The organism is Pseudochrobactrum kiredjianiae (assembly GCF_030362795.1).
In the GTDB taxonomy this organism is placed as follows: Bacteria; Pseudomonadota; Alphaproteobacteria; order Rhizobiales; family Rhizobiaceae; genus Pseudochrobactrum; species Pseudochrobactrum kiredjianiae.
The window spans coordinates 26,852-50,650 of the sequence record NZ_JAUCBM010000016.1; the positions used below are offsets into that span (position 1 = coordinate 26,852).

Sequence of the window (23,799 nt, forward strand, 5' to 3'; positions counted from 1 at the left end):
CGTCTCCTGAAAATATAGGTTTTTAAAATGGGTAAAGTTACAGGTTTTCTGGAGATCGACCGGCAGGTTGCGCAATATCAGCCGGCATCGGATCGCATCAGGCATTTTCGTGAATTCACGCTGCCGATGAGCGACTGGGAAGTACAGAAACAGGCTGCACGTTGCATGGATTGCGGGGTGCCATTCTGCCATGGTGATAAAAGCGGTGACAGTGGTTGTCCGGTGAATAACCAGATTCCGGATTGGAATGATCTGGTTTATGCGGGGGTATGGGAAGAGGCGATTGCCAATCTGCATGCCACTAATAATTTTCCGGAGTTTACCGGACGGGTTTGTCCAGCACCTTGCGAGGAATCCTGCACGCTCAATCTGGAAGATGCGCCGGTGGCGATCAAGACTGTTGAGCAGGCATTGGCCGATAAAGCGTTTGAAATGGGTTTGATGCAACCGCAAATCGCCTCTGTTAAGACCGGCAAGCGTGTGGCGATTATCGGCTCGGGCCCTGCGGGATTGGCGGCGGCGCAACAACTGGCGCGGGCTGGTCACGGTGTGGATGTCTATGAGCGTGAAAGCCGCGCTGGTGGTTTGCTGCGCTATGGTATTCCTGATTTTAAAATGGAAAAGAAACTGATTGATCGTCGTCTTGCGCAAATGCAGGGCGAGGGCGTCACTTTCCATTGCGGTGTGGAAATCGGCAAGGATATTGCGGTTAAAGAGCTGCTCAAACAATATGATGCTGTGCTCTATTGCGGGGGCGCGGAGACGCCGCGTGATCCGGCTTTGCCGGGCTCTGAGCTACATGGTGTTTATGATGCCATGCCTTATCTGGTGCAGCAAAATCGTCGTGTTGCTGGCGAAGATGAACAATCGCGCGCATGGGCTTTGGAAGATAGTATCTCGGCAGCAGGCAAGCGCGTTGTGGTTGTCGGCGGTGGTGATACGGCTTCCGACTGCGTGGGCACGGCGTTTCGGCAGGGCGCAGTGCAGGTAACACAGTTGGATATTCGCCCTGAACCACCGTTGCGTGAAGATAAGCTTGGCATCTGGCCTTATTGGGCGACAAAAATCCGCATTTCGTCCTCACAGGCAGAAGGCGCCGTGCGTGAATTTCAGGTGGCAACGCTCGGTTTTGGTGGTGAGGAAGGCAAGCTCACCCATGTACTTTGCAGTGCAGTGGATGAGCGCCGCAAACCGATTTCCGGTTCTGAGTTCATTTTGCAGGCCGACCTCGCTTTTATCGCCCTTGGTTTCAGTGGCCCTGCCAAGCAAGGTATTCTGCCGGAATTAGGCGACAGATTGAAACTGAAAAAAGATGCGCGTGGCGGAGAGAGTGTAATGGCTAATGAGATGGATTATCACACATCGGTGCCGAAGCTCTATGCTGCGGGTGATGTGCGCCGTGGTCAGTCGCTGGTGGTCTGGGCAATTCGTGAAGGCAGACAGGCTGCAAGAGCGATTGATCTGCGTTTGATGGGCGCCAGCTTGCTCCCATCATAAAGGATTGGCTCCAGCAAAAGTGTTAGAGCGCTGTGCGCCCAAGAGGACGCACAGCGCTCTAAACAGTTAAGGCCGTGGCCACTGGAAATTATCCGCTCGACCGAGCGGTGCAGCTTTAGTTTCTGCAGCGCCAGGTCGCGCGGATGTTTTTGCAGCTGTGCTTGTATCCCCCAGCAATGTGTCCTCACCTGCCTGGTCGAGATCACGAAGTTTCATCGGTCCGATACGCGTCATTTCTTTATGAACAGGTGTGGCCATTGGTTCATTGCTTTTGAGGTCGTTGGCAGGTGTTGCTGCTGGTGATGGTTTCAGCAATTGCCTCAATGGCTTCTCGGCATAAAAAGCGAGTTTGAGTTTACCTGCTGCCGTCAGGGTAATGCCATCATTGCCGCGCAGACGCACAGTCTGGCCACTGACATCCACGCCGGTCTGGGTGAAGCCGCCTTTATCGTCAACAAATCCATCCCATACATCGACAAAAACGGCTTTTGCCGCACCCTCAGTGGTCGGGGTCTGTTCCACGGCCTGCTTGTAGCTTGTGTTCAAAGACAGCATGGTTTGTGAAAGTGCCGCAGATTGGTAAGACAATTGCCCGACCCAGATCACCGGAACGCCGGACTTGGTTGTTACCTGTAAAAACGCTTCCACACGGTCTTGGTAGAGCTTTTTCCATTCATCTGAATCGGGAACAAGGCTGATGCTTTTTTGCGTTATGGTCTGGCGATCATTTGCCCCGATCATCATGACGATGACAGCGGGTTTCTGCTCGGCCAGAATGGCAGGCAGTTCTTTACTCCAGTTATAATAATCCTGACGGACAAAACCGGATGACCCATTGCTGCGATTGATGACCTGTAAGTCAGCGGCATCGGCAAAAGTTTCTGTCAGACCTTCGGCTAGACCGCCTGCAATAAAGTCCCCGATGACCAGAATTTTGGCTGCATCAGGGTTCTTAGCGATAACGGGTGCCGGCGGAGGTGCAACAATGGCCGGTTTTGGTTTAGCGATGACCGGTTTTTTCTTAACTGGAGCTGTGGTACGTCGCGGTTGTTGTTGCTGCACAGGCGGACGAACAGTATTTTGCTGAGGTTGCTGCTCGCGGGAATTGCCAAACAGCATGTCAAATAATGTGCGCCGTTTTTGTTGTGGAGGCTGTTGCTGTGCAAGCTGAATGACAGGCTCTTGTGCCTGTACTGTTGCAGGTATGCTAAGGAAGACGGACAGGGCGCATAGAACAGCCAAAACGATCCGGCTGGTTTTACCTGATAAAGCTCTGGGTAAAATTGTCTGGAGCATTTCGCATCTAAGTTGAATCATTCGAAATGCTCTATCTCTTTGTTTTCACGCATGTCTTTACCCCAAAACCGGCACCCGCTTTTGGGGTAAAGACATGCTGTGGTGGCGCATATCGGGTCTTCATTCTACATCGCTGTACAGTAAAAAAATCAGGCCGGATGAACCGGCCTGAAAACTGAAATCTGTTTAACGACGGCGTAAGACGCTGAGCACTTCTTTGCTCGGGTGACCGTCTGTCTGAAGGCCGTTGCGCTGCTGGAAAGCCTCAATCGCTTTGCGTGAGCTGGAGCCGATTTTACCGTCAATATTACCGTCGTAATAACCGAGCGCACGTAGGTGGCCTTGCAGTTCCTCACGTTCTTTCATGCTGATTGGTGTGAAAGGACGATTCCAATCCTGTACCAGCCCCTGATACCCGGCAACGCGGTCTGCCAGCAGACCAACACCGAGGGCGTATTTATCGGCATTGTTATAACGCTTGATAACGAAGAAGTTCTTGGTCATCAGGAAGGCTGGGCCGCTGCGACCATCCATAACTTTGAGCGTGGCTTTTTCCGCATCGCTCGGGAAAGGGCGGCCATTGGCACGTACAATGCCCAGACGACGCCAGTCGGCAATGCTCAGACTGCCCGAAGGGAATTTTCCGGAAGCGGGCAGAACCACTTCATAGCCCCATGTGCGGCCAGGCTCCCAGCCGTTCTTACGCAGGAGATTGGCGGCAGTTGCCAGCGCATCAGGAACGGAATTCCAGATGTCGCGTTTGCCGTTGCCATCAAAATCAACCGCATAGGCCTGATAGCTGGTCGGGATAAACTGTGTATGTCCCATCGCGCCAGCCCATGAGCCGCTGAGATGGCTGCGGTCAATATCGCCGGTTTGAAGGATTTTCATCGCAGCAATCAGCTGGCTGCGGGCGTATTTTGCACGGCGCTGGTCAGCATAAGCCAGTGTTGCCAGCGAGCGGATTGCATCGCGCATCACATCGGGGCGCTGCATCATTTCGCCATAACCGGTTTCCATCGACCAGATCGCCAGCAGCACATTTTTGTCGACGCCATATTGCTTTTCAATGGCGTTGAGCGCTTTGCCCCATTTGCGCGCCATAGCCTGACCGGTGCCGATGGAATGTTCATTGACGCGGTTGTCAATATAGTCCCAGACAGGTGAGGTGAATTCAGGCTGATAACGGGCTTTTTGCAGTACTTCCGGATCAATTTCATTCACGCCGGCAAAAGCGCGGTCAAAAGTAGCCGGAGCAATACCATTCTGCAGTGCGACGGGGCGGAAACCGGAAACCCATTGACGGAATTTTGCGTCGGCAGAAGCATATCCTGTTGAAAGCATCAATGACAGCGCAACAGCGGAGGCGGTTGTTGCAGCTGTCTTCCACAGGCGGCGACTGAAAATATGGGTTCGAAGCATGCTTTTCTCCCTGAATAAAAACCTTGGCATTTCGTAAACAAACAATATTCTTCAAATATGTCGGGGGCACGAGAATGCGACCAATAGTGAACTGAACACCGGAAATAAAAAACGCTTCACATTTCTTCCGGATACGCTCTAAGTTCATTCTTTATGCCACACGGAAGTTAGCATTTAGTTTACCATGCGATTTCAGAATTAAGAACGGGTAAAAATCCTGTCCGGATTGTGCGAAGGACAATCAGACGGGCATTACCTATATCTCTGTAATACCTGCTTATTCGAAATACTGCATTCCTCATGAACCGGACATGAAGACAATCGGGTAACTATTACTGCGGTCAAATCTATTAATACAAGTACATGAAATGTGACCGTAAACTTTAGATAATACAGGCTTTTTTCATAGTTTGGCTGTAATGGCTTTTATAAATCGGGTTTGAGCGGCGGCCATCCTACAGGTTCGCCATCTTAAAAATACGACCGGCGTCTCTGATTGATAATCAGTTGAGCTCGGATAAAACGGGAAGTGACATGAGTTCAGTTAAAAAAATCCGCAAAGCAGTTTTTCCTGTCGCCGGACTGGGGACACGTTTCTTACCAGCCACCAAATCGGTGCCAAAAGAAATGCTGACTGTCGTTGACAAGCCGGTCATTCAATATGTGGTTGACGAGGCTCGCGAAGCGGGTATTGAGCATCTGATTTTTGTGACCGGCCGTAATAAGGCAGTTATCGAAGATTATTTTGATGCTCAGGTTGAACTTTATACAACATTGCAGGAACGCGGTAAGCTCAATGAGCTGAACCATATGCAGACCTTGCAGCCGCAGCCTGGCACAACCAGCTTTACCCGTCAGCAGGTGCCGCTTGGTCTTGGCCATGCCGTATGGTGTGCGCGCGAGATGGTTGGTAATGAGCCATTTGCGCTGCTGCTGCCGGATATGGTGATGCAGTCGAAAAAAGGCTGCCTCAAAGAAATGGTTGAGCTTTATGAGCAGACCGGCGGCAATGTGATTGCTGTGCAGGAATGCGATCCCGAAGAAGCCCACAAATACGGTATTGTCGGTAAAGGCAATGCAATCGGCAATGGCTTTGAAATCAATCAGATGGTTGAAAAGCCTGCTAAAGGCACCGCACCGTCAAATCTCTATATTAACGGCCGCTATATTTTGCAGCCTGAAATCTTTGACCTGTTGAGCAAACAAGAAAAAGGTGCCGGGAATGAAATTCAGCTGACAGATGCTATGTTGAAACTGGCTAAAGAGCAGGATTTCTACGGATTCAATTATCAGGGTCGTACATTCGACTGCGGTTCCAAGGAAGGCTTCATTCAGGCCAATGTGGCTTTTGCCCTCTGGCGCCATGATATCCGCCCGCTGGTTGAAGTCAGCATTGACGAATTGCTTAAGACAATTAAATTGTCTTGATTCAACAAAAAAGCCGGTCCTTGACCGGCTTTTTTGTTTGTATTGATTTGTTTAGCGACGCAGTTTTACGCCGAGATAAACACTGTTGCTTTGATAATCACGGCTCGCCACATCGCTCTTGATAAATTCATGACGCAGTTTGCCGTCCACACCGAAGAAACGGTTGAACCAGTAAGTTGCACCGGCTTCAGCCCCCATGCCGTAATCGGTGCCGCTGACGTCGCGATTATCACGCACGGAAGCATCAATACGTGCATTGAGACTAAGGTCTGAACGGATCATGCGGGTGACATTGATATTGGCCAGATAGAGAAGTGACGAATTACCGCCAATATCAGGGCTGCTATCGAGATAAGTGCGCAAGCCAAACTGGACATCAGTGCCGCGTTGCGGCGACCAGTTCATTGCGGCATCCAGCGACAAGCCGCCGGTATTACGCAGGCGATCGTCTTCACTGCGGGCAGTGAGATAGCCGATAGAAAATTCACCGTTCAGTTTTTCGCCGCTATTGATTTGCAAGCCGGTGCGCAGTCCAAGTTGCGTGGCATTGCGATCCAGACCATTATCGTTTTGATAAATGCGGCGACCAACTTCCACTTCCGCAAACGGGCGGATAATGGCGCTGACTTCAAAACCACCGCGCAGGGTCATGCTGACATAGGTATTGTTACGGTCGCTCTGATCCAGCTGATCGCCGTTAAACAATTTGGCATTGCCATAGCGGGTATTATTGACGCGTGCGACGGCACGGGCAAAAATCTTGCCTATATCGCGCTCGACACCGGCTTGTGCGGAAAGATTATGCACTAACGGGCGACTACGGGCTGCGCTGATGCCGTTCGGATCAGATGCATCTTCACGATTGATCGAATAACCAAGGCCGAAGTTCAGACGTGTGTCATCGCTCATGTCCAGTCGCAATGCGGCATCAATCTGCCCGCGTGGATTGGAAACATATTGACCGGACAGGTTTTTCTCGAAAATGCCTGTTGCATCCAATGTTGCTAAATGGCTTGCCCAGTCGGAACGCGCATTCAGCCGCAATGCGGTTTCAGACAAGACACCGCTGCTTCCTGAGGCGCTGTTGTCAGCATTGCTGGTGGCGCGGATACCCTGATCCAGCGATGGGCGTAAAATGAAACTACCGGCGCGAATGCCCTGTGGCTCAAACGGATCGGCTTCATACGGCGCACGCGGGCGGCCATCAACTGAACCTTCCGGTAAATTCTCACGGCCTTCACGGGCCACTCTGCCGCTGTCAGCAGGGCCGGTGCGCAGACCACCAATGTCATCGGACAAGGGAATGGTTGCAGTGTTGAGGGCAGGGGCGGTTGCTGTTGCAGCTGGCTGTTCAATAATTCGGCCATTGGCGTCATAAGTAATATTGGTAACATCCGGCAGAGGTTCAGCAGTTACTGTCTGCGCCTGTGATCCCGTGGTAATTGCAAACAGCACAACACCCGCCAGCAGCGCTGCTTTATGCAGGCCGCAGTGTTGGATCGGGGGGAAATGACCCGTGTTAACTGTTTTTTTCATTGCCCTGCCAGAAAATGAATCGGAATCGCAAAATGCCTGCACAGAACAGGCTTCATGTCTGAAGGTAAATGGTTATGGTTAATACAAGGTTTCTTTTAGTGTAATGGGTTGGCATTACTACGCTTTTTAGCTTGTGCTTTTTTATTTTACGCGCATTTTATCCCCAGTGTGGCTTCACACTCTTCGGAGTGCGCTTTTGCTTGAGTATGAATGTGCCGGGTTTCGGTGTAAGGACAGGCTGGACAGGTAAGGCGTAAAGTTTTACCTCATATTTGGTTTTGCAGAATGCAGTTCCGGCTTCTATATAGAAGAGTAATATTAGCCGGATGAATGAAGTGAGAGAAGTCCATTGAGCAGTCACAGCCCAGCTATCCGCTCCGCCCTGAATACAATCGCCGTTGAAAAAGCTGGCATGAGCGCGCTTGAAGGGGCGCTGCAAAACGGACTTGCTGAGCCGTTTGATCGTGCTGTTGAGACGATTGCCGCGATGAAGGGACGTGTGATTGTCACCGGCATCGGCAAAAGCGGGCATATTGGCTCCAAACTGGCAGCAACTTTTGCCTCAACCGGTACGCCAGCATTTTTCGTGCATGCGGCAGAAGCCAATCATGGCGATCTCGGCATGATTAACAGCAATGATGTTATTCTGGCGCTGTCATGGTCGGGTGAAACCGCCGAGCTGAAAGGCATTGTCAGCTATTCCCGCCGCTTCAAAGTGCCGTTGATTGCACTGACTTCGGGTAAAGAGTCTACGCTTGGCCGCGAATCCGATGTGCTGTTGCTGTTGCCGAAAGTGGCGGAAGCCTGTCCGCATGGTGTGGCTCCAACCACATCCACGCTAATGCAACTGGCTGTTGGTGATGCTCTGGCATTGGCGCTACTGGAAAAGCGCGGCTTTACAGCGACGGATTTCCGCGTTTTCCATCCGGGTGGTTCGCTGGGTGCCAGCCTGTCGCATGTAAAAGATGTGATGCATCGTGGCGAGGAACTGCCATTGGTCAAAATCGGCACACCGATGCCGGAAGCCATGCGTATTCATTCCCATAAGCATTTTGGCTGTGTGATCGTTGAAAATGAAGACGGCACATTGGCCGGTATCATTACCGATGGTGATCTGACACGCAATGTCGATCGTCCGATGGCGACGCTGAAAGTCGATGATATCATGACTCGCAGCCCGAAGACTGTCAGCCCGAACCAGTTGCTTGGTGCAACTCTGGCTTTGCTGAATGAAGCGCGGATTGGCGCGGTGATTGTAGTGGAAGAGAACCGTCCTGTCGGACTGGTGCATTTCCATGATCTGCTGCGCGCTGGCGTTGCATAAAACTGTCTTTAAAGCGCATTCCGAAAAGTGTGAAGCGGTTTTCGGATTCAAATGCGCGTAAAAACAAAAAGATAGAGCGGTTTCAACGGTTCAATATTAGAGCGCCGTGCGCCCTCTTTGGCGCACAAAGGTCGCTCTAACACTTTAAAATTAGAGCATAATTTCTCCTTAAACTGATCCAAGTTTAAGGAATTATGCTCTAACTGAAACTGCTCTAAAATATGCAAAGAAAAAGCGGCTTTTCAGCCGCTTTTTTTATTTCACTTCTTCAACCTGTAATAGACCGTCGAGATATTCCCGCACAATGATAACTGTTCCTGCTGGCAAATCTGCACCGGTAACCCGCCACAGCGTATCATCAAAACGAGCGCGTCCGTGACCGTTGACAATCGGTTCCTCCAGCGTCGTCCGCATGCCGATCAGCTGATCGGCTCTGCGGTTGAGCAAAGGCTCGTCACTATTCTGTTCCCGCGGATTGAAATAGCGGCGTCCGATCAGCACAAAAATCACTGACAAGATCATGAAAAGCAGCAATTGCATTTGCCAGCTTGCCATGAAGCTGAGGCCGGTAAATGCAAACAGGCTGGTTACCAGAGCAGCAAAGCCGATCCAGATCAGGAAGACACCCGGTGTCACCAGTTCCAGAAACAACAGAACCAGCCCGAGAACGACCCAGTTCCAGATACCCAATGCTGCGAGCATATCCGGCATTAGCGTGACCCTGTCGGCGGTACGCGATTGCCGATAATATGGTTCGGAACCGAGACGTAATCGGCAGAACCGCTGCGTGTTGTACCATCATTACGGGCAGGAGCCGCTTTGGCCGGTGCTTTGCGCGGTGTCGCGGATGGTGAATTTTGCTCGTCGCCTGCACCGGAATTACCGAAAACCTCTTTGGCAATCGCGCCGATGCCGCCCAGCGAGCCGATCAGTGAGGTGGCTTCAAGCGGCATCATAATGATCTTATGATTTTTGGCAGATGCCATTTCAGAGAGTGCGGTCGTATATTTTTGTGCAATAAAATAGTTCAGCGCCTGCACGTCACCCTGCGCAATCGCTTCAGACACCATAGTTGTCGCTTTGGCCTCCGCCTCAGCCAAACGCTCACGGGCTTCCGCTTCACGGTAGGCGGCCTCACGCTTACCTTCCGCTTCAAGAATTTGCGACTGTTTCAGACCTTCGGCACGCAGAATTTGCGCGTTACGGTCACCTTCTGCTTCCAGAACCTGCGCACGTTTATCGCGTTCGGCTTTCATCTGGCGCGCCATAGAATCGATCAGATCTTTCGGCGGGTTGATGTCTTTGATTTCAACGCGGGTGATTTTGATACCCCACGGATGCGCAGCCTGATCCAGCACACGCAACAGGCGATCATTGATCGTGTCGCGGTTTGAGAGCAGTTCGTCCAGATCCATCGAGCCCATAACGGTACGGATATTGGTCATGGTCAGGTTGAGGATTGCATATTGCAGGTCGGAGACCTGATAGGCAGCCTGTGCTGCATTCAATACCTGAAAGAACGCCACCGCATCCACCGATGTGGTGGCGTTATCGCGGGTAATCACTTCTTGTGTCGGAACATCAAGCACCTGTTCCATCATATTGAGGCGTGCGCCGACGCGATCAAAAAAAGGGACGATCATGTTCAGACCCGGCGACAAAGTGCGGGTATAACGGCCAAAACGCTCAACGGTAAAATTGGAGCCCTGAGGTACAATTTTAATACCGGCATACAGTGTAAAAATAACCACTGCGGCTAAAATCAGCAGGGCAAGATTTGCTCCGAATTCCATTCTGGTTCCTTTTTAATCGGCCGGAAAATATAATGGTGTTATTCTAAATGTCTTAGACCCAGCCTTGCAATTCACGGCGCACGAGATCTTCAATCACGCGCATGCCAAGGTCGGTATCATTGAGGCACGGAATATGGCTGAAATTTTCACCGCCATTTTCATGGAAAGCTTCGGCGGCTTCATTGCCGATTTCATCCACGGTTTCAAGACAGTCGGAGACAAAGCCCGGATTGAACACGGCCACAGATTTAATGCCGTTTTTCGGCATGTCTTCGATGGTTTTATCCGTATAAGGCTGGAGCCATTCCTCAGGGCCGAAACGCGACTGGAAGGTGCTGATGAGTGTGTTCTCATCCCAGCCGAGGCGCGCGCGTAGCAGGCGGGTAGTTTCAAGACACTGCTGCGGATAAGGATCGCCGCGGCGTGCATAGCTCTGCGGGATACCGTGATAAGAGGCAACCACCACCTGCGGCTCGAAATCAAGTTTGGCGATGTGTTCTTCAATTGAGCGTGCCAGCGCATCAATATAGACCGGCTCATGCTGATAGGATGGCACAGTGCGTACTGCTGGCATGAAACGGAGCTTGTTCAGCGCATCATTGAGTTTCTCAATTACGCTGCCGGTGGTTGAAGAAGAATATTGCGGATAGAGCGGGAAGGCGACAATACGGGTGCAACCCTGTTCGCGCAGGCGGGTCAGCACATCTTCAATGGAAGGCTGGCCATAGCGCATGGCCCAATCAACCACGACATTGCCGAGATCGGACAGGCGGGCGCCGAGCTGGTCGCTCTGTGAGCGCGTATAGGTACGCAAAGGTGATTCATCGCGCTCACGGTTCCAGATGCGATCGTAGAGTGCGCCGGATTTTTTAGGACGTGTATTGAGTACGATCCCGAACAGGATTGGATACCACAATGCTTTCGGCCATTCGATCACGCGGGAATCCATCAGAAATTCACGCAAATAGCGGCGCATAGATGTGCGGTCAGTGCCATCAGGTGTGCCCAGATTAATCAGCATAACCCCTGTTTTTTCAAGCACAGGTTTTGCTTGTACCGGCTGGGCGAATGTCGATTGGCTCATCACATCATCATGCATGGTTTTGTCTCTATCCTGATGAGGCAACTTCCTGTTGTGCCGGTGCCAGACTTGGCCAGAGGCTGGCCGAGAGTGGCCGAGACTGGCAAAATTCCGGATCAACAAAAGCTGCCGAATAAATTTTACCTATCATAACAGTATTCTGGCCAGCATAGCCAGAATATAACTATAATATGAGGGCAGAACTCAAACTATAATTGTCAAGGTGAAGCAGGAGCACCGGTTTTCAAACTTGCACCAACCGGCAGATGGCGAGGCTTATAATGCCGGTTCTGCTGAAACAGCTCTTTCCATTTCATCCCATTGCCATAAAGAGCTTCGGCGATAGTCCAATAGCTATCACCTTTTTGGATTGTATAGGCTTGTGGCGTAGCTGGCTCAGGTGCTTTTGCCGCTTGCTGGGTGTCGCCGGAATAGGGCGAGTGTGTCTGCAAATATTCAGCCGTGACCTGATCCAGAGACGGTCCATAATCATAGGCCTTCTCAGCTTTCTCAGCGATCATCGTATAGCCATCGCCGCCAGTGCGCAGATAGTCCGTTGCAGCAATGCCATAGAGCTTATTATCATCCAGTGGTTGCCAGTTTTTATTTGTGTCTTGCATTTCGACTGTGCCGATACGTTGTCCGGCAGGTTTGGCAATATCCATTGTGAACCTGATGCCCGCGACCTGCGGATAGCGGCCTGCTCCTTTTTCGATCTGGCTGACGCCGTTTTCCAGCGCCGCACGTAAGTCGCTGCCTTTGATCTGGAAGGTTGCAACCGTATTCTGGAATGGCAGTACGACCAGCACATCGCCCATCGTGACTTCACCTGCTTTAATGGAAGCGCGTAAAGCGCCGCCGTTAATGAGTGCTGCTGTAATCCCCTGATCGCGGACACGATCAAGCATGGCACTGGTCACCAGATCGCCCATCGGGCATTGCTGTGTACGACAGCTAACGGCAGAACCGTCGATCAGCTTGGTTGCCTCGGCAACGCGGCGGGTTTTCAGCGCTTCAATCGGCTTGGCCATTTCTGCTATACGCTTTGCCAGTTGTTCATCCGGTTTAATGGAGGCATCCAGCCGGATAGGGGCGCCAGAGGCGGATTTGAGATTGCCGGCATCATCAAAATCCAGCACCAGCTTACCCAGATATTGCGTATAGGCAGAAGCGGTTACCACCGGCACCATTTTGCCTGACGGATTTTTAACCAGAGTAGGATAGGGGCCGGAAGCGCGCGCATTGTCACCGAGCAGTGTGTGGCTGTGTCCGCCGACAATGGCGTCCAGATCATCCAATTCTGCCGCCAGTTTTTGATCTTCATCATAACCCAGATGGGTGAGAGCGATGATCTTGGTAACGCCCTGTTGTTTCAGCTCGGGGATCAGGCGCTGCAGTGTTTCTTTAGCATCGAGAAAGCGCAGGTCTTTACCAGGCCGCGCAATCGCTACCGTATCCGGTGTGGTCAGGCCGATAATGCCGATCTTTTCACCGCCAACAGTTTTAACAAGATAAGGTGCGAACTTGCCGTGAATGGGGGAGGTGTCAGCACTTTCAATATTGGCTGAGAGAACCGGTAGCCGGATTGCATTTAAGAAAGGTGCCAGCCCGTCTTGGCCAAGGTCAAATTCATGATTACCGAGTGCCATGGCATCATAGCCGATGGCATTCATGAACTCGGCATTATCCACGCCCTTATAGGTGGTGAAAAACAGCGAACCCTGAAACTGATCACCGGCATCCAGAACCAGCACATTGTCTGTCTTGGCGCGCTCTGCATCAATGGCCGCCTTCAGCCGTGCCATACCGCCGAAACATTGTTGCTCAGCACTTTCCTTGGCTGAGCAGGTTGCATCATATTTGTTGACCTCCTCAATACGGGAATGCGTATCATTGGTGTGGAGGATGGTCAGAGCATAATCAGCATAGGCAGGCAGTGACAGGGCTGTAAGGCTTGCACTGCAGATCAGGATTTTAAACAGTCGGGACATGGTTCTCTCCGCTGACAGATTATTCAAAATAGCATGATAATATGACGAATGCTCTTTGCATCTCCCTATTTTGGGATGCCAGAACGCAAAAACGCCCGCAGCTTGCTACGGGCGTTTCTGAATTTCAAAGCGCAGTGGTTCAGGCTTTACGTGTCAGCGAGAACTGCGAACCTGTCGATGTGGTGCAATTGAGCTGTGACTGGGTTACCTGTGCGCAATTGACCTTGGATGTGGTGCCGCGAACGATTGAACGCATATCAATTTCCACCAGACGCGGAGACAGATAACGGTAATTACCTTCTGCCAGCTTTTCATTGGTGTCTGTTGTACGGGTTTCAAAAATACCGCCGTTGAAATTGGATGTAATGCCGTTGGCATCAACCCAGCCACCGTCAAGACCGGCATTGGCCGGACGGGTAGGAACATTGTTGCCACCGCCATCATTGATCGGGCCATAGGTTGTACAGGCAGCAAGTGTGGCAGCCAAACAAAGGGATGCGGCCGTGCGGAATGTTTTCATAAGCGAGCTCTCCCGGGATTCTGCAAAATTTTTATAGTAATTTGATGTATGGAATTGCTGCTAAATACAAGAGCATTATAGGTTTCTTAACCATCAAGAGCCTTGTATCTGTTGCTTTTTTACCTCACATCTTGGTGTTCGTAGCATTTTGGGTTTGTTTTTGTGGTGGGAAAGTTAGAGCATTTCACATTCAAGTTGGGTTACTTGAATGGCATGAGAATGCGTCAAACTAAAGAATCTAGAGCCAGCGCCATGATCTAAGCTGGATGTAAACCGCTCTAGAATGTAAGCATGGCATTTTGAGGCCGGTTTTGTCAGGCTTTCACTGCAAGCCGCGCTGCAATCATACCGCGCAATGAATTTCCGACAAAAATTGCTTTGGCATTTTGCAAATCCTGCATGGTGAGGATTGCGGTTTTGGCTTTGCCGCTTTGCAGTAATTCCTGCCGGAATACACCACTGAGCAAGCCGCATTCCAAAGGCGGCGTCATCAACAGGTCATCGCCCATATCAATGAAAAGAGAAGTAATCGTGCCTTCGCATAATTCATCTTTTTCATTGAGTAGCAGGACTTCATCCGCTTGCATTGGCGTGAACTCTGCCCGTGCGGTCTCGTAAATTTCTCGGCGGGTGGTTTTGTGACGTAGCAACGGGTCAGTGCTGTTGAGGCGTGTTTCAGCAACCGCCAAAACCCAGTGCGTATCTGTGCTCAGGGGCTGGAACGGCGCGGTGATGATATCAGTCCTGCCGTCAGGCATTAAACAAAGCCGGACACGCAAAGCCTGATCGCCTTTGCCATGTGATTGTAGCTCTGCGCGGATAATAGCCTCATCAAAGACAAAGCCGAGTTCTTTTGCTGAAGATTGCAGGCGCTGCAAATGTTGCTCTAATCGCAGAAAACCATTGGCAGGCTCAAAGCGCAAAGTTTCGATCAGACCAAAATCAGGTTTTTGCATTTTGGCACCTCATGTGCCGGAGACATGGCTGTCACCGGTTGCATAACGGGCTTTCAGCAGACATTCGGCATATTCGGCCTCTGCGGTTGAATCATAGACCACACCGCCGCCGACATTGAGAACGGCTTCTCCGTCAGAATAAAGTGACAGCGTACGGATGGCGACGTTGAAACGCATTTCGCCTGATGGGGCGATCCAGCCGATAGAGCCGCAATACATGTCGCGAGCCTGTTGCTCCAGCGCATGAAGAATTGTCATGGCGCTGATTTTAGGCGCGCCGGTAATTGAGCCGCAGGGGAACAGTGCTGCAAAAACCTGTCGGATTGTGAGATCGGGCAGAAGTTTAGCCCGTACATGGCTGACCATTTGATGCACAGTCGGATAGCGCTCGACATGGAACAGTTTGGGTACCGAAAGACTACCGACTTCGCTAATAAGCGAGATATCATTACGCAGTAAATCCACGATCATGCGGTTTTCGGCCTGACTTTTCTCGTCGTGGATCAGAAAATCACGAAAGGCATCGTCCTCATGCGGGGTTTGTCCCCGCGGCGTAGTGCCCTTCATCGGATGGGTTTCAATCCAGCCGTCTTTATCAACCTCAAAGAAAAGCTCCGGTGAGCGAGACAGGATAAGCGGTGCCTTGTCTTGCGGCATCAGGTTGATAAATGCACTGTAGCGCACCGGCTGGCGTTTGCTCAGTTCGTTAAACAGGGCTTCCGGCGCGCCATGATACTGTGCCGTGATCGGAAAGGTCAGGTTGCCCTGATAGCAATCACCTTCCCGCAAATGACGGTGCAGACGATCAAAGCACCGCTGATAATCGCTCTGTGACCAACCGGCGTGGAAGTTTGAGAGACCGGCATTGGTGTCTTCTGGCGGCGTGTCGTCAGATATAGTCGCGGGTGGTTCATTGAAAACGCCAAAGCACATCAGTGGCACGCGGCGGTTTTCCGGCAATAATGGTGCCAGCTTCGGCTCCAGCAAAAAGCCTGCTTCATAGCTGAAATAGCCAGCCAGCCATTTTCCTTGACGGCGTGCCGCTTCCAGTGCAGCAAAACCCGCCTCAAAATCCGAAGCCTGCTCGATGATGATCAATTGCTCAGGATTGTTGAACAGCATGGACTGCTGTTCAACATCATCACGAAACAGGATAGTGGCTTCAGAAGAATGCGGGATCACAGCGATCAGTCTTCCATCGCTTCCAGCTCATCGATCATGCCTTCAATGACCGACAGACCCTGCTGCCAGAACGCCGGATCAGATGCATCGAGACCAAATGGTGCCAGCAGTTCTGAATGATGGCGGGTGCCGCCAGCCTTCAGCATGTCGAAATATTTGTCCTGAAAGCCTTCAGGATTGTTCTGATAAACCGCATAGAGCGAGTTCACGAGGCAATCACCGAATGCATAGGCATAGACATAAAATGGCGAATGGATGAAGTGCGGAATGTATGTCCAGAAGCTCTCATAGCCCGGGTTGAGGCGAATTGCCGGACCTAAGCTTGAGCGCTGCACTTCCATCCAGATTTCACCGATCTGTTCAGCGGTCAGTTCGCCGTTTTTGCGCTCGGTATGCACTTTGCGTTCAAACTCATAGAAGGCGATCTGGCGCACAACAGTATTGATCATGTCTTCGGTTTTTTGCGCGAGCATAGCTTTACGCTCACGCTTGTCCTTGGCTTTTGCGAGCAGGGACTGGAAGGTGAGCATTTCCCCGAAAACCGATGCGGTTTCTGCCAAAGTCAGCGGGGTGGATGCCATCAATGCGCCCTGCTTCGCAGCCAGCACCTGATGCACACCGTGACCCAGCTCATGGGCAAGGGTCATCACATCGCGCGGCTTACCGAGATAGTTGAGCAGCACATAAGGATGTGCGGAAGGCACGGTCGGATGCGCAAAAGCCCCCGGTGCTTTGCCGAGGCGGCTTGGGGCGTCAATCCAGTTCTTGTCAAAAAAGTCGCGGGCAATATCGGCCATTTCCGGCGCAAAGCCTGCATAGGCATCAAGCACAGTCGCTTTTGCCTCATCCCAGCCGATTGTCGCCTGTGAGCTTTCCGGCAGCGGTGCGTTGCGATCCCAGTTGTCGAGTTGCTCAAGACCAAGCCATTTGGCTTTCAGCGCATAATAGCGATGTGAAATACGCGGATAAGCATCATTGACCGCTCTGGCCAGTGCATCGACAACTTCGCGTTCCACGCGGTTGGCCAGGTGACGGCTGTCAGCAATATCTTCAAAACCTCGCCAGCGATCGGAAATTTCCTTATCCTTGGCCAGCGTGTTGGTAATCAGCGTAAAGAGGCGCAGATTTTCACCAAAGGTTTTGGAAAGCGCTGCCGATGCTTTTTTGCGCGTTGCGCCATCGGCATCCTGCAACATGGTCAGCACCGGCTCAATCGGCAGTTCATTACCGTCGATTGTAAAGCGCAAACCGCTCATGGTTTCATCAAACAGGCGGTTCCAAGCGCCAAAACCGGTGACGGATTTTTCATGGAACAGCGCTTCGGTCTTATCATCCAGCTGATAAGGCTTGTCTTTACGCAGATCAACCAGCCACGGCTTATAGTGGCCAATGGCCGGATTGTCAGTGATTGCCTTGTCAAGCAGGGCATCATCAATGCGGTTAAGTTCCAGCGAGAAGAAAATCAGATGGCTGCTGGCATCAGTCAGCTTCTGCTGCACGTCACCATAGAGCTTGGCATTGGTCGCGCTGGATGTATCATCCGCATAGAGCAGACCTGCATAGGAGTAGATGCGCCCCATCAGCTCTTCAAGCTGCTCGAATTCTTTGATCGCATCGGCGAAATTGCCGCCTTGTGCCTTGGAGACTTCCGCTTCCAGCTTGCCTTTCCATTTGGTTTCAAAGGCAACGGAGCGCTCCGCTGAGAGTTTAAGGTCTTGGCTGAGTTCAGGACTATCCGGCGCAGGGTAAAGATCGGTGAGGTTCCAGCGTGGCAGATTGCTCAGATCCGTTGATGCTGCGGCCTGTGCTTGCGGTGCATCGGCTGGCATGCGGAGAAACTCTGCGTGGTTGTGTAAATTCATAACGGTTCAACCTCATACGATTCTTTTCATGACTGATGACTATATAGGACGTTCCTGCACAGATTTCATATGTCTCATCAGCGTGAAAATTGCGGGCAGAAATGCAGGTGCCGGTTTGTTCATGGCGTTAATCTGTGACAGCAAATCACTTGCAGGTTGCTCGCTGATTTGGGCATTTTCTGTTTAAGGAGAGTGAAAAGCCGATTTGGTTCCCCGAATTAGGGCATTTATCCCATCACATTGTGTTACGTAAAAGAAATAACGTGAGCGATTTGGTGTGGAAATTGTCCGTATAAAGTCGGTTATATCTCTGAAATAATATATAAATTTTGTGATTGCCGTCGTGTGTTTTTTGCAAAGCTGTAAGTAGAGCAAGCTGTAAATTCGTTATGAAAGATGAATATTTTCAATCAGATGGTGCATATATGCAACATTTAGGGGTGCGATTGGATTTTGCAGGTGAATTGCGTGTAATTTAAAATTGGCACAGCCTTAGATTGAAAAACTTGTTCATAAACTCTTTACCATGATGGAAAGTGCTTCCCGAATGCGGTTTTTTCGTCATGCTGAAAACTCATTGTCTGTTCAATAAGTGTCTATTAACCATTAAATCCGATATTCATCTGAATAGCGTGACTGTAAACGGTAAGGCATTCGAAATTGAAAAACAGCAAAACATCTAAACTGGCAGGCTGGGCGAGCAGGGTTGTTAAACTCAGCGCGCAGCTGGCTCTTGTTTTCACGGCTGTTACAGCTTTCGCACCGTCACAGGCTGCAGCCGAAACCCGTACGTTGAAGCTGCATTTTGTGCATACCGGTGAACGTGCCGAAATTACCTTTAAGAAAAACGGCAAATATCTGCCCGATGGCTTGAAGAAGCTGAATGTCTTCCTGCGTGACTGGCGCCGTAACGAGCCGACCAAGATGGATCCGCGCTTGTTCGATCTGGTCTGGCAGGTTTATCAGACTGCCGGTGGCCGCGATTATATTACAGTTGTTTCCGCTTACCGTTCTCCGGCCACCAACTCTATGTTGCGCTCGCGTACACGCGGTGTTGCGAAAAGCAGTCAGCATACGCTTGGTAAGGCGATGGATTTCTATATTCCGGGCGTGCCGCTGAAGAAGCTGCGCGATACGGCTATGCGCTATCAGATCGGTGGCGTAGGGTATTACCCGACCTCCGGTTCGCCGTTTGTGCATCTTGATGTGGGCAGTGTGCGCCATTGGCCGCGCCTGAGCCGCCGCGAATTGCTGGCAGTTTTCCCGGATGGTAAGACAATTCACGTACCAACCGACGGCAAGCCATTGCCGGGTTATGAGCAGGCACTTGCTGCCTATGAGGCTCGTAAGGCCGGTGGTGGCAGTATTCAGATGGCGTCTGCCAAGCCAAAGAGCAAATCCCTGTTTGGCATGCTGTTTGGTGGTGGTGCTGACGAAGAAGAAGATAATGGTGAAGGTAGCAGCCGTGCCGTGGCAAATGCCCGTCCTGCACGCAATGCACCTGCAGCTGCCGTTCCTGCCCGTCAGGCTCCGGTTCCTGCCGTACCAAATCGTGCACCTGAACCTGAACAAGAAACTGTGATTGCGGCTCTGCCTGCCCGTAATGCGCCGGTGCCAATGAATGCACCGCGCCCTGCTGCTCCCGTGGAAATGACACCGGATGCAGAAGCTGCAATGGCCTTTGCTGTGCCTTTGCCAACCAAACGTCCGCAAACTGAGGCGGAAGTGCTGATGGCGATGGCGCCTCCGCCACCGAACACACTGGAAGCGCAGGCATTTGCCGGTGCCTCGGGTGCGCCTTCTGCACCTGCACAACCAGCTAATGACCAGATTGCAGCGCTGGTTGCTGCAGATACCGGAAGCACGAATACCAATCCTATGCTGAGCGGTTATGTGCCGGTTCCGGTACAGCGTCCGCAGGCCGCCGGTCAGGCAATTAATACAGTTCTCGCATCGGCTGCAATTCCTGCAACCCGACCGGAGGCAGTTCGTGAGCCGTCTGTCGCGCGTGCAGATGCCGGTCAGGATGTGATTGCTGATCTGTTGAGCAATAGTGACCATACTGCCGCTATCCCTGCGCCGCAGGCTCCACGCCCGCAGGCTCAGGAACAGCAGGTTGCTATGGTGATGCCGCAAGATATGCGCGGTGGTAAATCCGGACGTAATCCTGCTGCCAGCGCTCAGAATAATGCTGTAAGCGCCGAGACTGTCCGTACAACTGCAAAAGCAGGTCGTTCAGACCGGACGACTGCAAAAGCTGCGGCCAATGCTGTGCTCCAGCCTGCTGATGCGGCAACAGATGCGGTTATTTCAAGTGAGCCAGTCGCCAAGGTTGTTCCGGTTTCAAATCCGGTCCTGCGTAATGATGCAATGCGTCAGGCACCAACCGTTGTTTATACCGCTGGTTTCCAGAAAGATTTGCCTGCCGGTAATGCGCACCGCTTTACAGGCAATGCAGTGACTTTCATTCCGATTGCTAAATTCTCAAAGATGAATTGATCTCTGTAACGGGACATAAAAAAGGGAGCGAAAGCCCCCTTTTTTATGTCTGTAAATGATAATAAAACTCAGCCTTTAAGCGCTGCTGCGGCTGCGGCAAGAGCTGTAATCTCATCCCATTTGCCGTCATTAACCAGTTCTTTTGGTGCAATCCACGAGCCGCCGATGCAAAGCACATTCGTCAGGTTCAGGTAATGCATCGCATTGCTGAGGCTGATGCCGCCGGTCGGGCAGAAGTATGTGCCTGCGAGCGGGGAGGACAGGGCTTTGAGATAGGGCGCACCGCCGGCCTGTTCAGCAGGGAAGAATTTCACATGGGTGTAGCCGCGCTCGCGCAAGCACATCACTTCGCTGGCGGTGGCGCAACCTGGCAGTAGCGGGATGTCGCTTTGCTCTGCTGCATCCAGAATAGCATCGGTCACACCGGGGCTGACAATGAATTGTGAACCGGCACGCACAGCCTGTTCATAGTGAAGTGCATTGAGGATTGTACCTGCGCCGACAATTGCTTCCGGTACTTCTTCCGCAACTGCACGGATTGCATCAAGCGCTGCTTCAGTGCGTAGGGTGATTTCGATGGCAGGCAGGCCACCTTTGGCTAAAGCGCGTGCAAGCGGCACAGCGTCCTGCGCTTTGTCAATTAACAGTACCGGAATGACAGTTTGACCCGTCATAACTGGAATCAGCTTTTCAGTTTTCTGCGACATCTCACCCTCACGATTGTTTTATAATCGATTTAACGGGCAAGCGTGGTTTTGTCTATGCTGTTAACGGGGTGAGGGGACGGGAGGGCGGAAACAAAGGCTGATAAAGCGCATAGGCCTGTGCCAGTTTGCGGTCATATTGGTTTTTCGCATAAAGTGGACCGTTGTAGTTATAAGCGATTTTCTGCCAATCGTGATTATTGAGTGCATCGCGTAAATGGCTATAGGTCAGAAAGCGGCACATCAGCTCAATCTGCTGTTGTACGGATTGGCGCACAGTCTCAGCCATTTCAATCACAGAGGGATAACCCAGCCAGTGCCAATGGGCTCCCATAACTTGTCCGACGCCCCAAGATGTGGATTCATATGCTGCATCGCGATTAATCTGCGCGGCTTGTTGTAACAGCTGCCAGCGTGCAGCTTGCGTGGCAGGATTGCGAATAGCTCCGGCTTTGGGAGAAGAGAGTTTTAATGCTCTGGCCTTTGCCTGATCCGCAGGGCTGAGACGCTTGTCAAAATAATGACCTTCAAAACGGATTAAGGGCTCATCGTGACCATTGATACGGGTGGTTACAATGCCGCCGCTTTCTGTTTGGGCGATAGCGGCCAATGCTGCGGGATCGAGATCGTGTTCGCGCCCTGCTTTTAGAAACATATCCCTGATATCTGCATTAAACATCGCCATTTCTCCTGAAACAAAACCGCTGTGAATTTGCCATGGCCGTTCAGGGCGGGGATAGATCCCTCAGTATGCAGGCAAAATCCGGCCATGATCTTGAAATCAGCGTAAAGCGGCGTTACAGCACAAAGAGACAAATTCGTTTGTTTTCGGCTGTCTGACAAATTTTGTGATTGTCAGGCGGAATATCACGGCAGCGCCTTTGCGAGGCGACCAGCTTTTGAGGTTTATCTATGTGTGAGGCACATTTCACTGTTGCTGCGCTTTATTGTTTTGCGCGTTTTCCGGATTTTGAAGCCTATCAGGCTCCGCTAACTGAACTTTGCGACCAGAATGGTATCAAAGGAACTTTGCTGCTGGCTGCTGAAGGGTTGAACGGCACCGTTGCCGGAACCCAGTCCGGCATTGCCGCGCTGATTGCTTTCATTGAAGCTATTCCTGCCTTGCGCGAGCAGAATATTGAACTGAAATATTCGACAGCTAGCCAGATGCCGTTCAACCGCATGAAGGTACGTCTCAAGAAAGAGATCGTGACCATGGGTGTGGAAGGTATTGATCCATTGCAGAGCGTCGGCACCTATGTGCAGCCGGAACAGTGGAATGCGCTGATTGATGATGAAAATACGATTCTCATCGATACACGTAATGATTATGAATATGCCATTGGTACTTTTAAAGGCGCGATTGACCCGAAGACCAAGACATTCCGCGAGTTCCCGCAGTGGGTTGAAGAGCATCGCGGTGAGATGGAAGGCAAGAAAATTGCCATGTTCTGCACGGGTGGTATCCGCTGCGAAAAGGCAACTGCTTTCGTGAAAGGCTTAGGCTTTGACGATGTTTTCCACCTTAAAGGCGGCATTCTGAAATATCTTGAAGATATGCCTGCGGAAGACACGCGATGGGAAGGTGAGTGTTTCGTTTTTGATGAGCGCGTTTCCGTTGGTCATGGTCTGATTGAAGGTGATGTGGAGCTGTGCCGCGCCTGCCGTAATCCGGTGACACCGGAAAGCAAATTGTCTCAGTTCTATGAGGAAGGTATTTCTTGCGATAGCTGCTATCATGAGCGCAGTGATGCTGACCGTGCCCGTTATGCCGAGCGTCAGCGTCAGGTATTGCTGGCGAAAGAGCGCGGTGCCAAGCAGCATATCGGAGATTGATTTCACATAAGTTGAATTTTTATCAAAGGCTCTCCATTCGGAGGGCCTTTTTTTATTGCTTGATGCATGGGTTAGGACACGTTATGCATGATGAAATATAATGATTGAAAAATATTGAGGGATGTCATGATCAGATTTGTTGTTGCGCTTGGCCTGCTGGCTGGTACTGCCCTGCCGACTTTTGCGGCAGAGAAAATTGTTGTCTTTGCTGCAGCCAGCATGAAAGACGTGATTGATACGGCGGCAGAAAAATTTAAAGCTGAAAACGGCTCGGAAGTGTCCGCGTCCTATGCGTCTTCTTCGGTGCTGGCAAAACAGATTGAAGCCGGTGCGCCTGCCGGTATTTTCATCTCAGCGGATCTCGACTGGATGGATTATGTGCAGGAACGCAAGCTGATCGATAATGATAGCCGCGCTGTAATTGCTGGTAATGCGCTGGTGATCGCCGGAGCTAAAGATGCGAAACCTGCGGAAGCGGCTGAAATCCTGAAAGCCGGACGTTTCTCGATGGGCGATCCTTCCAATGTGCCTGCCGGTAAATACGGTAAGGCCGCTCTGGAAAAGCTCGGCATCTGGGCTGATGTTTCTGCCAATGCAGTATTTACAGAGAATGTACGTGTTGCTCTGCAATATGTTTCCCGTGGGGAAGTGAATGCCGGTATTGTCTATGCGTCTGACCGTGCGCAGGTGCCGGAACTGACAGAAGTTTACCGCTTCCCTGCATCCAGCCATGCGCCAATTCTGTATCCGGCAGCACTGGTTGGTACGCCAGATGAAAATGCGAAAGCCTTTTTGGCGTTCCTGCGCAGTGATGCCGGACAGGCAATCATTGCCGATAAAGGCTTTGTGCCTGCGGCCGATGCAAAATAAAG

The 23,799-nt window shown here is 51.4% G+C and carries 20 protein-coding genes; 6 read left to right on the forward strand and 14 right to left on the reverse strand.

Features of this window, described 5'->3' with window-relative positions; genetic code table 11:
- Nucleotides 1–27 precede the first annotated feature (27 nt).
- Nucleotides 28–1,497 carry a glutamate synthase subunit beta gene (locus QUF18_RS18110; RefSeq protein WP_289388684.1) on the forward strand — a complete coding sequence of 490 codons (1,470 nt, stop codon included), beginning with the start codon at nucleotides 28–30 and terminating at the stop codon, nucleotides 1,495–1,497.
- Between the two features lie 66 nt (nucleotides 1,498–1,563).
- Here the strand turns inward: QUF18_RS18110 and QUF18_RS18115 are convergent, their stop codons facing one another.
- Together QUF18_RS18115 and QUF18_RS18120 are read right to left on the reverse strand one after the other, a co-directional pair.
- The gene (locus tag QUF18_RS18115) at nucleotides 1,564–2,814 is read right to left on the reverse strand and encodes an SGNH/GDSL hydrolase family protein (protein ID WP_289388685.1); all 1,251 of its coding nucleotides are present in this window, start codon (nucleotides 2,812–2,814) and stop codon (nucleotides 1,564–1,566) included.
- A 165-nt stretch (nucleotides 2,815–2,979) separates the two neighbouring features.
- Entirely contained in the window at nucleotides 2,980–4,245 is a 1,266-nt protein-coding gene (locus tag QUF18_RS18120) for a lytic murein transglycosylase (RefSeq protein WP_374807216.1), read from the reverse strand.
- Nucleotides 4,246–4,749: 504 nt separating this feature from the next.
- Here QUF18_RS18120 and galU point away from each other — a divergent pair.
- Nucleotides 4,750–5,643, forward strand: coding sequence for a UTP--glucose-1-phosphate uridylyltransferase GalU (gene galU, locus QUF18_RS18125; protein ID WP_289388687.1), 894 nt, complete (start codon nucleotides 4,750–4,752; stop codon nucleotides 5,641–5,643).
- Nucleotides 5,644–5,694: 51 nt separating this feature from the next.
- Here galU and QUF18_RS18130 read toward each other — a convergent pair whose 3' ends face one another.
- Nucleotides 5,695–7,179 (reverse strand): outer membrane beta-barrel protein, encoded by a 1,485-nt coding sequence (locus QUF18_RS18130; protein ID WP_289388688.1) that lies wholly within the window; start codon nucleotides 7,177–7,179, stop codon nucleotides 5,695–5,697.
- Between the two features lie 349 nt (nucleotides 7,180–7,528).
- On the opposite strand from QUF18_RS18130, the gene QUF18_RS18135 reads away from it, so the two are divergent.
- Nucleotides 7,529–8,503, forward strand: a complete 975-nt coding sequence (locus QUF18_RS18135) for a KpsF/GutQ family sugar-phosphate isomerase (protein WP_289388689.1) — start codon at nucleotides 7,529–7,531, stop codon at nucleotides 8,501–8,503.
- Between the two features lie 255 nt (nucleotides 8,504–8,758).
- On the opposite strand, the gene QUF18_RS18140 is transcribed toward QUF18_RS18135, so the two are convergent.
- The 9 genes from QUF18_RS18140 to QUF18_RS18180 all read right to left on the reverse strand — a co-directional run bounded on the left by QUF18_RS18140 (nucleotide 8,759) and on the right by QUF18_RS18180 (nucleotide 17,888).
- Entirely contained in the window at nucleotides 8,759–9,214 is a 456-nt protein-coding gene (locus QUF18_RS18140; RefSeq protein WP_289388690.1) for an NfeD family protein, read from the reverse strand.
- Nucleotides 9,214–10,296, reverse strand: a complete 1,083-nt coding sequence (locus QUF18_RS18145) for an SPFH domain-containing protein (RefSeq protein ID WP_289388691.1) — start codon at nucleotides 10,294–10,296, stop codon at nucleotides 9,214–9,216. The genes QUF18_RS18140 and QUF18_RS18145 overlap by 1 nt, the downstream gene beginning before the upstream one ends.
- 52 nt (nucleotides 10,297–10,348) lie before the next feature.
- Complete coding sequence (hemH, locus tag QUF18_RS18150; RefSeq protein ID WP_289388692.1) at nucleotides 10,349–11,380, reverse strand: ferrochelatase; 1,032 nt, start codon at nucleotides 11,378–11,380, stop codon at nucleotides 10,349–10,351.
- 25 nt (nucleotides 11,381–11,405) lie between these two features.
- A complete protein-coding gene (locus QUF18_RS18155) occupies nucleotides 11,406–11,528 on the reverse strand; it encodes a hypothetical protein (protein ID WP_289388693.1) in 123 nt (40 codons plus the stop codon).
- A gap of 67 nt (nucleotides 11,529–11,595) precedes the next feature.
- Entirely contained in the window at nucleotides 11,596–13,368 is a 1,773-nt protein-coding gene (locus QUF18_RS18160) for a 5'-nucleotidase C-terminal domain-containing protein (protein ID WP_289388694.1), read from the reverse strand.
- 139 nt (nucleotides 13,369–13,507) lie between these two features.
- Complete coding sequence (gene omp10 / locus QUF18_RS18165; RefSeq protein ID WP_289388696.1) at nucleotides 13,508–13,888, reverse strand: outer membrane lipoprotein Omp10; 381 nt, start codon at nucleotides 13,886–13,888, stop codon at nucleotides 13,508–13,510.
- A 314-nt stretch (nucleotides 13,889–14,202) separates the two neighbouring features.
- On the reverse strand, nucleotides 14,203–14,844 hold the full coding sequence (locus QUF18_RS18170; RefSeq protein WP_289388697.1) for an aminotransferase class IV family protein: 642 nt from the start codon (nucleotides 14,842–14,844) through the stop codon (nucleotides 14,203–14,205).
- A 9-nt stretch (nucleotides 14,845–14,853) separates the two neighbouring features.
- Nucleotides 14,854–16,026: an aminodeoxychorismate synthase component I gene (locus tag QUF18_RS18175; protein ID WP_289388698.1), complete on the reverse strand. Its 1,173-nt coding sequence runs from the start codon at nucleotides 16,024–16,026 to the stop codon at nucleotides 14,854–14,856.
- Nucleotides 16,027–16,031: 5 nt separating this feature from the next.
- Entirely contained in the window at nucleotides 16,032–17,888 is a 1,857-nt protein-coding gene (locus QUF18_RS18180) for a M3 family oligoendopeptidase (protein WP_374807215.1), read from the reverse strand.
- Nucleotides 17,889–18,548: 660 nt separating this feature from the next.
- Here QUF18_RS18180 and QUF18_RS18185 point away from each other — a divergent pair.
- Nucleotides 18,549–20,387 (forward strand): peptidoglycan L,D-endopeptidase MepK, encoded by a 1,839-nt coding sequence (locus tag QUF18_RS18185; RefSeq protein WP_374807214.1) that lies wholly within the window; start codon nucleotides 18,549–18,551, stop codon nucleotides 20,385–20,387.
- A gap of 68 nt (nucleotides 20,388–20,455) precedes the next feature.
- Here the strand turns inward: QUF18_RS18185 and QUF18_RS18190 are convergent, their stop codons facing one another.
- Nucleotides 20,456–21,094, reverse strand: coding sequence for a 2-dehydro-3-deoxy-phosphogluconate aldolase (locus QUF18_RS18190; RefSeq protein ID WP_289388700.1), 639 nt, complete (start codon nucleotides 21,092–21,094; stop codon nucleotides 20,456–20,458).
- A 52-nt stretch (nucleotides 21,095–21,146) separates the two neighbouring features.
- Nucleotides 21,147–21,770: an N-acetylmuramidase family protein gene (locus tag QUF18_RS18195; RefSeq protein WP_289388701.1), complete on the reverse strand. Its 624-nt coding sequence runs from the start codon at nucleotides 21,768–21,770 to the stop codon at nucleotides 21,147–21,149.
- A gap of 233 nt (nucleotides 21,771–22,003) precedes the next feature.
- Here QUF18_RS18195 and trhO point away from each other — a divergent pair, with 233 nt between their 5' ends.
- Entirely contained in the window at nucleotides 22,004–22,927 is a 924-nt protein-coding gene (trhO, locus tag QUF18_RS18200) for an oxygen-dependent tRNA uridine(34) hydroxylase TrhO (protein ID WP_289388702.1), read from the forward strand.
- Between the two features lie 114 nt (nucleotides 22,928–23,041).
- Entirely contained in the window at nucleotides 23,042–23,797 is a 756-nt protein-coding gene (modA, locus tag QUF18_RS18205; RefSeq protein ID WP_374807213.1) for a molybdate ABC transporter substrate-binding protein, read from the forward strand.
- Nucleotides 23,798–23,799: the final 2 nt, after the last annotated feature.